The 10,828-nt window shown below is 67.6% G+C and carries 11 protein-coding genes; 5 read left to right on the forward strand and 6 right to left on the reverse strand.

Annotated features, from left to right (window positions below):
- Positions 1-3: 3 nt before the first annotated feature.
- The 4 genes from kdpC to kdpF are packed head-to-tail and all read right to left on the reverse strand — an operon-like array spanning position 4 to position 4,299.
- Complete coding sequence (gene kdpC / locus ABZS29_RS08680) at positions 4-555, reverse strand: potassium-transporting ATPase subunit KdpC (RefSeq protein ID WP_355459877.1); 552 nt, start codon at positions 553-555, stop codon at positions 4-6.
- 11 nt (positions 556-566) lie between these two features.
- Positions 567-2,564: a potassium-transporting ATPase subunit KdpB gene (kdpB, locus tag ABZS29_RS08685; protein WP_355460843.1), complete on the reverse strand. Its 1,998-nt coding sequence runs from the start codon at positions 2,562-2,564 to the stop codon at positions 567-569.
- Positions 2,565-2,575: 11 nt separating this feature from the next.
- Positions 2,576-4,210, reverse strand: a complete 1,635-nt coding sequence (gene kdpA, locus ABZS29_RS08690) for a potassium-transporting ATPase subunit KdpA (RefSeq protein ID WP_355459878.1) — start codon at positions 4,208-4,210, stop codon at positions 2,576-2,578.
- Complete coding sequence (gene kdpF, locus ABZS29_RS08695; protein ID WP_131363646.1) at positions 4,210-4,299, reverse strand: K(+)-transporting ATPase subunit F; 90 nt, start codon at positions 4,297-4,299, stop codon at positions 4,210-4,212. The genes kdpA and kdpF overlap by 1 nt, the downstream gene beginning before the upstream one ends.
- Before the next feature lie 166 nt (positions 4,300-4,465).
- Between kdpF and ABZS29_RS08700 the strand changes: the two genes are divergently transcribed.
- Entirely contained in the window at positions 4,466-5,089 is a 624-nt protein-coding gene (locus ABZS29_RS08700; protein WP_355459881.1) for a hypothetical protein, read from the forward strand.
- Between the two features lie 297 nt (positions 5,090-5,386).
- A complete protein-coding gene (locus ABZS29_RS08705) occupies positions 5,387-6,199 on the forward strand; it encodes a class I SAM-dependent methyltransferase (protein WP_355459882.1) in 813 nt (270 codons plus the stop codon).
- Between the two features lie 5 nt (positions 6,200-6,204).
- Here the strand turns inward: ABZS29_RS08705 and ABZS29_RS08710 are convergent, their stop codons facing one another.
- A complete protein-coding gene (locus ABZS29_RS08710) occupies positions 6,205-6,765 on the reverse strand; it encodes a cysteine dioxygenase family protein (protein ID WP_355459883.1) in 561 nt (186 codons plus the stop codon).
- The gene (locus ABZS29_RS08715; protein ID WP_355459885.1) at positions 6,762-7,679 is read right to left on the reverse strand and encodes an amidohydrolase family protein; all 918 of its coding nucleotides are present in this window, start codon (positions 7,677-7,679) and stop codon (positions 6,762-6,764) included. The genes ABZS29_RS08710 and ABZS29_RS08715 overlap by 4 nt, the downstream gene beginning before the upstream one ends.
- 119 nt (positions 7,680-7,798) lie before the next feature.
- On the opposite strand from ABZS29_RS08715, the gene ABZS29_RS08720 reads away from it, so the two are divergent.
- The 3 genes from ABZS29_RS08720 (at position 7,799) to ABZS29_RS08730 (ending at position 10,828) form a co-directional block, all read left to right on the forward strand.
- Entirely contained in the window at positions 7,799-8,806 is a 1,008-nt protein-coding gene (locus ABZS29_RS08720) for a LacI family DNA-binding transcriptional regulator (protein ID WP_355459887.1), read from the forward strand.
- Positions 8,807-8,960: 154 nt separating this feature from the next.
- On the forward strand, positions 8,961-9,398 hold the full coding sequence (locus ABZS29_RS08725; RefSeq protein ID WP_355459888.1) for a hypothetical protein: 438 nt from the start codon (positions 8,961-8,963) through the stop codon (positions 9,396-9,398).
- 194 nt (positions 9,399-9,592) lie between these two features.
- Positions 9,593-10,828, forward strand: a complete 1,236-nt coding sequence (locus ABZS29_RS08730) for an amidase domain-containing protein (RefSeq protein WP_355459890.1) — start codon at positions 9,593-9,595, stop codon at positions 10,826-10,828.

A 10,828-nucleotide genomic window follows, 5' to 3' on the forward strand; every position in this document is an offset into this window, starting at 1 on the left:
CGATCATGCCAGCGCTGCGTTGAGCGTGACGACATTGACGTAGGGCTCCCCGAGGAAACCCAGCACGCGGCCGTGCGTGTTGTCGGCAACCAGCTTCTGCACCTGCGCCACGGACAGCCCGCGCTCCCGCGCGACCCGGTTGATCTGCAAGGCGGCGTACGCCGGGCTGATCGCCGGGTCGAGGCCGGATCCGCTCGCCGTCACCGCGTCCGGCGGGACCTGCGCCTCGCTCACGCCCTCCAGCGCGGCCACCGCCTTCCGGCGCTCCTGCACCAGCTTCAGCAGGTCGGGGTTGTTGGGCCCGTACTGCGACGCGGCGCTGGCCTTGCCGTCGTACTTCGCGGCCGACGGGCGGGTGTGGAACCACTGGTTGCCTTCGTAGGACTGACCGATCAGGTCGGAGGCGACCTCCTTGCCGTTGACCTTGATGATCGAGCCGTTCGCGTTGCTGTGGAACAGGAGCTGCGCAGCGCCCGTCATCACCAATGGGTACGCGATACCGAGCACGACCGTGAACACCAGCAACACCCGCGCTGCAACCCAGTACTGCCTCATGATTCGACCTTTCACCGTAGACCGGGGATCAGCGCGATCACCAGGTCGAGAAGTTTGATTCCGACGAACGGCGTGATCAGCCCGCCGACGCCGTACACGAGCAGGTTGCGGCGCAGCATCGCCGAGGCGGACGACGGCCGGTACCGGACGCCACGGAGGGCAAGGGGGACCAAGGCAACGATCACCAGCGCGTTGAAGACGATCGCGGCGACGATCGCCGTCTGCTGTGAGTGCAGGTGCATGATGTTCAGCCGATCCAGGCCCGGGTAGGCCCCGGCGAACAAGGCCGGCAGGATCGCGAAGTACTTGGCCACATCGTTCGCGATCGAGAAGGTGGTCAGCGATCCGCGGGTGATCAGCAACTGCTTGCCGATTTCAACGATCTCGATCAGCTTGGTCGGGTTCGAGTCCAGGTCGACCATGTTGCCGGCCTCCTTGGCCGCTGACGTCCCGGTGTTCATCGCGACCCCGACATCGGCCTGCGCGAGCGCCGGCGCGTCGTTGGTGCCGTCACCGGTCATCGCGACCAGCCGGCCGCCTTCCTGCTCCTTCTTGATCAGCGCCATCTTGTCCTCGGGCGTCGCCTCGGCCAGGAAGTCGTCGACCCCGGCCTCCTCGGCGATCGCCTTTGCGGTCAGCGCGTTGTCGCCGGTGATCATGACGGTCCGGATGCCCATCGCGCGCATCTGGTCGAACCTCTCCCGCATCCCAGCCTTGACTACGTCCTTGAGGTGGATTACGCCGAGCGCGCGGGCCGAGCCGGCGACCGCCTCCGCCACGACCAACGGCGTACCGCCGGAGGCCGAGATTCCGTCGACGATCTCGCCGAGCCGCGCGTCCGACGTACCGCCGTGGTTGGTGATCCAGGTGTTGACGGCACCGGCCGCGCCCTTGCGGACCTGGCGGCCGTCGACGTCCACACCGCTCATCCGGGTCTGCGCGGTGAACTCGACGAACGTTGCCTGCGGCAACTCTCCGGTGTGCCGCTCACGCAGCCCGTACCCGTTCTTCGCCAGTACGACGATCGATCGCCCCTCCGGCGTTTCGTCGGCCAGACTGGACAGCTGGGCCGCGTCCGCCAACTCGGTGTCGGTCACTCCGTCGACCGGGATGAAGTCGGCGGCCTGCCGGTTCCCCAAGGTGATCGTGCCGGTCTTGTCCAGCAGCAAGGTATTCACGTCACCCGCCGCCTCGACCGCCCGGCCGGACATCGCCAGCACGTTGCGCTGCACCAGCCGGTCCATCCCGGCGATACCGATCGCGGACAGCAGCGCACCGATCGTGGTCGGGATCAGGCAGACCAGCAGAGCCACCAGGATCACGATGCTGAGGTGTACGCCGCCGTACGTGGCGAAGGTCGGCAGCGTGACCGTGGCGATCAGGAACACGATCGTCAGACTGGCGAGCAGGATGTTCAGCGCGATCTCGTTCGGCGTCTTCTGCCGGGACGCGCCCTCGACGAGCGCGATCATCCGGTCGATGAAGCTCTCGCCAGGCTTGGTCATGATCTTCACGACGATCCGGTCCGAGAGCACCTTGGTCCCGCCGGTGACCGCACTGCGGTCGCCACCGGACTCCCGGATGACCGGCGCCGACTCACCGGTGATCGCCGACTCGTCGACACTCGCCACGCCCTCGACGACGTCACCGTCGCCGGGGATGATCTGGCCGGCCTCCACGACCACGAGGTCGCCGAGCTGCAACTGAGCCGCCGGAATCTGCTCCTCGCCGTCGTCGGTCAACCGGCGGGCGGTGGTCTCGGTCTTCGCCCGGCGCAGCGTCTCGGCCTGAGCCTTGCCCCGACCCTCGGCCACCGCCTCGGCCAGGTTCGCGAAGATCACGGTCAGCCAGAGCCATACCACGATCCACCAGGCGAACACGGTCGAGTCGGTCAGCGCGATCAGCGTCGACGCGACCGCACCGACCTCGACCACGAACATCACCGGGTTCTTCACCATCACCCGCGGATCGAGCTTGCGGAGCGCGTCCGGGAAAGAGGTCAGCAGCATTGTTGGCGTACTCACAGTCCCTCCGCGAGGGGTCCGAGGGTGAGGGCGGGGAAGTACGTCAGGCCGGTGACGATCAGGACGACGCCGACCAGCATCGTGACGAACAGCGCCTTGTGCGTGGGCAATGTGCCCTGGGTGACCGGCACCGGCTGCTGCTTCGCGAACGAACCCGCCAGCGCGAGCGCGAACACGATCGGTACGAACCGGCCGAGCAGCATCACCAGTCCGAGTGCAGTGTTGTAGAACGGGATGTTCGCGCTGAGCCCTCCGAACGCGCTGCCGTTGTTGTTGCCGGCGGAGGTGAAGGCGTAGAGGACTTCGGAGAATCCATGTGGGCTGTCGGTGTTGAAGATCGACGCTCGCGCCACGGCCAGGCCCATCGCGATCGAGGTCCCGACCAGGACGAGGGTCGGCGTGGTGAGGATGTAGAGCGAGACCAGCTTCATCTCGCGCGCGGTGATCTTCTTCTTCAGGTACTCCGGCGTCCGGCCGACCATCAGACCGGCGATGAACACAGTCAGTACGGCGAGGATCAGCATGCCGTAGAGACCGGTACCGACACCGCCTGGCGAGACTTCACCGAGCATCATGTGGAAGAGTGCCGTACCGCCGCCTAGTGGGGTGAACGAGTCGTGCGCCGCGTTGACCGCGCCGGTCGACGTACCGGTGGTGGAGCTGGCGAAGAGGGCCGAGGCCCATTGGCCGAAGCGGGTCTCCTTGCCTTCCATCGAGTCGCCGCGGACCTCGAAGAAGGTGGCGGAGAAGGTGAAGGTCGCCCAGAGCATGCCCATCACGCCGAGGATCGCGTAGCCCTGCCGCTTGTCCTTGACCATCAAGCCGAAGGTGCGGGTCAGGCAGACCGGGACGACCAGCAGCAGAAAGATCTCGAACAGGTTCGACAGGCCGTTGGGGTTCTCGAACGGGTGCGCGGAGTTCGCGTTGTAGAAGCCGCCACCGTTGGTGCCGAGCTCCTTGATCACCTCCTGGCTGGCCACCGGTCCGCCGGGGATCGTCTGGGTCTGCCCGACGACCGAGGTGACTTCGTGACCGCCGGAGAAGTTCTGTACGACGCCCATCGCGACCAGGGCAAGTGTTCCGATCACGGCGATCGGAAGGAGGACACGCAGTACTGTCCGGGTCAGGTCGACCCAGAAGTTGCCGAGGCGGTCGGTCTTGGAGCGGGCGAAACCGCGGATCACCGCGATGGCGACCGTGAGACCGACGGCGGCGGAGAGGAAATTCTGGACGGCGAGGCCGGCGAACTGGACCAGGTGGCCCATGGTCGCCTCGGGTGAGTAGGACTGCCAGTTCGTGTTGGAGACGAACGATGCCGCGGTGTTGAAGGCGAGGCCGGATCCGACGTTCGGCAGGCCGAGCGAGAGCGGCAGGTGACTCTGCAGACGCTGGAGCAGAAAGAGCAGGACCAGGCTGACCACGGAGAACGCGATCAGCGACCGGGCGTAGACGGCCCAGGTCTGGTCGGTCCGCGCGTCCACACCGAACAGCCGGTACGCCGCTCGCTCGACCCGGAGGTCGGATTCGGAGGTGTAGACCCGGGCCAGGTAGACGCCGAGCGGCCGGTAGACCGCGGCCAGGCACGCGACCAGGAGGCCGACCTGTAACAGGCCGGCGGCGGTGTCGGACATCAGAACCTCTCGGGGAAGATCAGGGCGGCGACCAGGTACAGAACCAGGGCCACGGCCACCACGAGTCCGGCGATGTTCTCGGCGCTCACAGGTTCCCCACTCCAGGGGCTAGGTTGCTCATGCCTTCACTGCACACCGCTCGCTGCGTGGCCAGGAGGGTTCTCACAGCTCTCTCACACCCGCCGACGCAGCTCTCACGCGTCTCTCTCATACTTACGCGTGGCAAGACCCCCACGGACTGAGGAAGAACCGCCAGTGACAGATTTGGACACCACCGCCCCCGCCGAGCAGTTCTTCTCCCCGGAGAGCCGCGAGGCTCTCGCCGAGGCCAGCCGGAAGCTCGCCGAGCGCCTGCAGGCCCACACCGAGGCCCTGCTCGCGATGAACGGCTCCGAGAACCACGAGGCCCTCGACGAGCAGAACGCCGCGCTCGAGGAGCTCGTCGCCGACTGGAACGACGCCGTCTTCGAGCACACCGGCACCACGCCGCTGCTCCTCGACGAGACCGAGGACCCCGAGGCCGACGACGACACCGAGGAAGACCACGTGATCAGCGTCGTCTCCCGCTTCGACCTCCGCGTCGTCGACCTCGACACCCTGCTCGAGGCCGGCCGCGCCGCCCAGGAGCGCCACCCCGCCGAACTCGAGGAAGGCGGCGAGGCCGAGCCCGTCGAGACCGCCGAGCAGGCCATCTTCGAGATCAGCCGCGAGGTCGGCGAAGCCTGGTTCGAACTCCCCGGCATCGAGATGCTCGCCGGCGCCCGCGCCTACGTCGTCCCCGAAGCCCCCTTCGAGCCCCTCGACCCCGACGCCGAAGACATCACCACCGAGCTCTCCGCCCCCAACGGCATCCCCACCCACGCCGAATCCTGGGCCTGACCGACCCGGCACCCCCGCCCCCCGTCCGATTTGCCTGCCTAGGCAGCCTCGTTGGGGGTTCAGCACCGTGGTCGGCGGTGCTGAACCCCCAAGCCCGGTGGGGGCCGGCGGCCGGGTGATCGCCGGCCCGGACGGCCACGCCATCACAACTGGGTGTGCTCGCCGGGTCCACGCTTGGCGGACGGCGGTTCGGCCGATTGTGATGGCCTGGCGGTCCGCGATCTGAGCAGGGATGCCCCGGGCTGCCCCGGGATCTGGCCTCCCTGGACGCGGGAAATGTGCTCAGGGTTGGTTGTCATGACGATTCATGGCGAACTCGAGAAGTTCTATACGGAGCGGTGTGACGAGGCGAGCCGGTTGGGCTCGAGCGTCAAGGGGCGGTTGGAGCTGGCGCGGGTGCGCGAGCTGCTGTGCCGGTATTTGCCGGAGCCGCCGGCTCGGGTGGCGGATATCGGGGGTGGGCCCGGGGTTCATGCGCAGTGGTTGCGGAGCGACGGGTACGACGTGGAACTGCTGGATCCGGTGCCGCATCATGTCGAGCAGGCCGGGGCGGCCGGGATCCCCGCCGTACTGGGTGATGCGCGGAAGCTGCCGTGGGAGGACGAGGAGTTCGACGCGGCGTTCCTGGCCGGGCCGATGTATCACCTGGTCGAGGCGGCGGACCGGCGTACGGCGTTGCGGGAAGCGGTGCGGGTGACCAAGTACGGCGGGTTCGTGGCCGTGGTCGCGATCAACCGTACGGCGAACCTGGTCGGCTCGACGATGGCCAACAACCTGATCGAGCGGCGCGGCGTGGTCGCCGACATCCTGCGGGACGGGTTCAGCGCACGGAACGAGCGGCTGGCGCAGGCGACGTACCACACGGTCGCTCAGCTGCGGTCCGAGCTGACCGGTGCCGGCCTGCGGGCCGTGTCGGTGCACGGCCTCACCGGGCCGGGCGGCTGGCTGACGGTCATGATCGACAGTCACTACAACGGACTGCCACTGCCCGACACCCTGCGCGAGCCCGACCCGCTGCAGACCGCTCTGGAGTGCGCACGTCTCGCTGACCGGCATCCCGAGATGGTGCAGTCGAGCTCACTGCTGTTCGGGATCGGTCAGCGTGACTGAGCGGTTCAGTCGATCGGGCGGAGCTCGTCGGCGTAGGAGACGGAGACCCGGCGGAGGACGTTGTCCTTGACGGAGTACTGACCCATCCGCCACAGCGGCGGGCTGTAGGCGTGGACGCTGACGCTGCCTTTGTCGCGGCCGACCATGCGGTGGATGTGGTCGGGACCGAAGCCGTAGACGGCGCCGGCGGGGACTTCGGTCTCGATGGAGTCGGCGCCGATGGCGAGGTTGTGTTCGACGAGAGTTCCCTTGGCCACGGCCACGGCACCCGACGAGGTGTCGTGGTCGTGCCAGCCGGTGTCGTTGACCGGGGTCCAGCAGATCAGCCAGACGTCGACGTTGGCGTCGCGGTGCAGCGACGCGAAGACGCGCTCGTCGTCGCTGTAGGCGACCTTGTCCTCCCACAGGTGCGGCTGAGCGGCGATGGACGACGCCAGCTCGGCCAGCTCCTGCGGGGTGAGGTCGCGGCCCGGAAGGTTGTCCAGCGACAGACAGTTGTTGAGATCCACTAGCCGGCTGGGTTGACGTGCCGGGACGACGGGTGCGTCGATGGGCTGAGCAGTCACTGCACTCCCCTCTCAGGAGATGGACGGCCGGCGCTGGGGTCTCCCCCGAACAGCAACCGGTTCGGATTGTCGTGGCGGATCACCGCGGTCGCGGCGGCGCCTTGGCGGAGGTCACTGAGTCCTGCGTACGGCCGGTCGGTGCCGTGCACGACCTGGTCGATTCCGAGGACTCGTGCGACCGCGTCGATTCCCTGCGGGCCATAGCTCGAGGTGTCGACGTACAGGTTGGTGTCGATGGTGCCGAGGCGGCCGCCACGGGCGGTCAGCCGCTCATGGTGCACAGGCGCGAGGCCGGCTGCGGCGGCGAAGCAGACTCGCAACCGCGGGAACTCCCGGCGGCCGCCGTACGCATGCCAGGCCCACCAAGCGGCCTGCAACTGCTGGCTGTAGTCGACCACCGGAGCCCACCACCCCGGTACGTCGCCCGCCGGGCCGGCGATCCCGGGGTGCACGAGCACCGGCCGGTCCCAACCCTCGGCGATCGCGAGCAACTCGCCGTACGTCGACCAGCCGGCCGGCGTGGTCAGCACATGAGCGGGCAGCTGGAAACCCAGGAATCTCTGGTCCAGAAGGGATTTCGCCTCATCCAGATCCGGCTCGGGCAGCCGCACCGAGGCCCAGGCCCGGAAGGGTTGGGGCAAGGCCGCCGCACCGGCATGCCAGGCGTCCAGCAGCTCGTCGTCGCCGAGCGACTCGATCCCGAGCGGGCTCGACAGTGACACCGCTGCGAGCTCGGTCCCGAGCTCACGCTCGATCGCGACGCGCGCGTCGACGTCGTGCGCCGCCGGATCCACCTCGTACGGCGTCTCGGTCGCGGTGTGCAGCGTCCAGCCGTCCAGGTACGGCGGCTCGGTGCGAGCGCGGAGGCGATCGATGAACTCGGCCGGCCAGAGGTGCTGGTGGACGTCGATCACAGCTCCTCCTCGCCGGTTGTCATTTGATCAGATTGAAGCGCTTCAGTATGCGAAGAGTGAAGCGCTTCAATGCGGCTCTTGTCAAGTTTTTGTCCGAGCCGCGGGCTAGGGTGCTGACCATGTCTGGTACCGGCCGCAGACCGACCCTCAAAGACATCGCGGCGGACACCGGCCTGTCGATGGCCGCTGTCTCCTACGCGCTGCGCGGTCTGCACGGAACGCCGGAGACCCGGCAGCGGGTCCAGGAGGCGGCCGAGCGGCTCGGCTACCAGGCCGACCCGGTGGCACGCGCCCTGGCCTCCGGCCGCAGCGGCTCCATCGGCGTGCTCTGCGCGTCGCTCGAGGACCTCTGGCAGCAACGCCTCGCCGCCGCGCTCGGCCGCGAGCTGCTCGCCCCGGACCGGAACGCGTGGATCATCGACTCCGCCGGCGACGCCGGCCGTCAACTCGAGCTGGCTCAGCACCTGGTCGACCACCGCGCCGACGCCATCGTCGTGATTCCGATCGACCCGGCCGCGCCCGGCTGGACCACGATCGCCGAGCAAGCCCCGGTGATCGCGATCGGCGACGCGCTCCCCGGCGCGAAGGCGAAGTCCGAGGTCGTCTTCGACAACGAGTCCGGAGTCAGTACGGCGTTGCGCCGGCTGGCCGCCGCCGGCCACCGCGACGTCGCCGTACTGAGCCCCACGCTGCGCGCCGAGATCGACCGGCCGGCCGAGGAGATCGCGCACCGGATCGGAGCCGAGCTCAAGCTGAAGATCCGCGTCCAGCAGTGTCCGCACGACCTGGCCGGCGCCACCGACGTGGCCCGCACCCTGCTCACGAGCAGCCCGCGCCCGACCGGCATCCTCGCGCTCGCCGACTCGATGGCCTTCGGCGTCTACGCCGCCGGCCGCGAGCTCGGCCTCCGCGTCCCCGAGGACGTCTCTCTGCTCGGCTACGACGACCAGCCGCTCTCGCAGCTGCTCACGCCACCCCTGTCCAGCTTCCACTGGCCCCTCGACGACCTCGTCTCCGACGTCGTCGACCGCGTTACCGCCACGGTCGACACCAACCGCCGCGTCCGCCGGACCACCGTCGTACCGACCTTGATCGAGCGTGGCTCGGTCGGCGCTCCACCCACCTGAGCGCAGCGCCGACCGACCACTCCCTGCATCCACCCCTTGAAACTAAACCAACCCAATAGACTTACTTGACCGGTCCCAGAATGTGGATACGGCGAACACATACCGTGTTCGCCGCGTCTCACTGGTTCCAAGCAACGACGAGGAGGTCGGCCCGATGAAGGTACTGCTCGCCGCAGGCTGTGCGGTCGTAGTATTGGGTGCCGCAACAGCGATCGTGGTGCTGAACGCGAACGACGGACCGAGTGGCGCCAAGACCTCGCAAGAAGCTGCCGACGGCGCGCTGCGAGCACTCTCCGCCCAGGACGAGACCGGTCTGCTGAAACTGGCCAACCCGGACCCGAAGCTGAACGGGCGTGAGGCAGCGGCCCACAAGCTGGTCGACGACTGCAAAGGGTCGTCCTTCGACGGCGCGAAGGTCGACCTCCGCGGCGGCTTCGGCCCTGAGATCGCCTGGGGTGACGTCTCGGTCCCCCGCGGTAAGAGCCCTTGCCGGCAACTGACCCTGGAGTTCACCCGGACGGAGAGCGGCTGGTTCATCTCCCTGGGGGCGGGCAGTCCCGGACCCGAACCGACCGCGGCGACCAATCGCTAGCCCGACGGACCGAATCACGCCATAGCCGGAGTCCGCATTCTCAATAGATCGATAAATCCGGCAAATTGCATCAACCTGCAGACCGATTCGGCACTTCGCCCGTTGGTAGCGTCTCGCTACTCCTTGTACCTTCACGGCAACCGCCCGCAGTACGACCGATTGCGGTCATTACTGCGAACAAAGTGAGGGGAACAATGCATCGCTCACGAACACGTCTGCTAGCCGGGGGAATCGGCGTACTTCTTCTGAGCGGCGCCGGTGTGGCACCGGCAGTCGCCCGAACCGACGGCGAACCGCCCGCCGTCGGAGCAAACGAGCAGACCCAGCTCGTCGCACTCGCGAAAAGCTACCTCGACGCCCGTACCCGCAGCCTGCTCTCCGACCGCGGCGGCCGACCGCTGTCGAAGGCCACCGCAGCACCAGTCGCACTGTCCGCCGGACAGCAACGAGTCGCGTCCGCCGTGGACGGCTACCTCGCGCAGAACCGCCAGAAGCTGGCGGCCCACAAGCAGCGGTGGATCTCGTCGGAGACCACCGTCGTGCCCTCGAGCGTCGAGCGGCAGCCCGACGGCTCGGTGACGGCAACTGTCACGGAGAAGACGCGACTGCTGTTCGATCGCACCTTGGATCCCGAGGCACCAGAGGCAACCGAGCAGTCGGTCGACCGGGTGTTCACCTATGTGAAGACCGGCGGACAGTGGGCCATCGCCGATCTGCGCCCGGCCAACGCCGAGCAGTCGGTGGCGGTGAACGACGCACCGCGCACCATCACCGAAGCAGCGTTCGAGGCCTCGCCGATGATCGACGTACCCGAGTACACCTACGGCATTCCCGGCCCGCTGTCGGCCACCGACAAGAACGAGGACCAGCAGCCGGAGCCCACTCCCGTCATCCCCGAGTCCGCGGCACCAGAAGACGGCACGCCGACCGGTGACCCGAAGGAGGATACCGGCGCCGCGGCCGCGCGGCTGATGGCCGGGTACTGCTACACCTGCATGGTCAATTACGCGAACACCTACTGGCAGAACTTCAATCCGAATTACCGGAGATTCAGCACGGACTGCACCAACTTCGTTTCCCAGACCATGAAAGCCGGCGGCTGGGCGTACGACTACGGTTTGTACACCAGCAGTTCGAACTGGTGGTACAACCGGCTGAATCAGACCCGGACCTGGGCCGCAGCCGAGAACTGGTCGCGCTTCGCCCCGAAACGGGTGAGCTGGCTGAGCAACGTCTGGTACCTGGGTAACGGCGATGTACTGCTGGTCGACAACGACAAGAACCACAACATGAACCACGCCATGATCGTGACGAAGAAGACCTCGAGCATGGTCTATCTGACCTACCACACGAACGAGACCCACAACAACCCGCTGATCACCGTCCTGAGGTCGGACACCGACGCCTGGTGGTACGCGGCCCGGACCTGA

Origin of the sequence: Kribbella sp. NPDC005582 (assembly GCF_040605415.1) — a bacterium.
In the GTDB taxonomy this organism is placed as follows: Bacteria; Actinomycetota; Actinomycetes; order Propionibacteriales; family Kribbellaceae; genus Kribbella.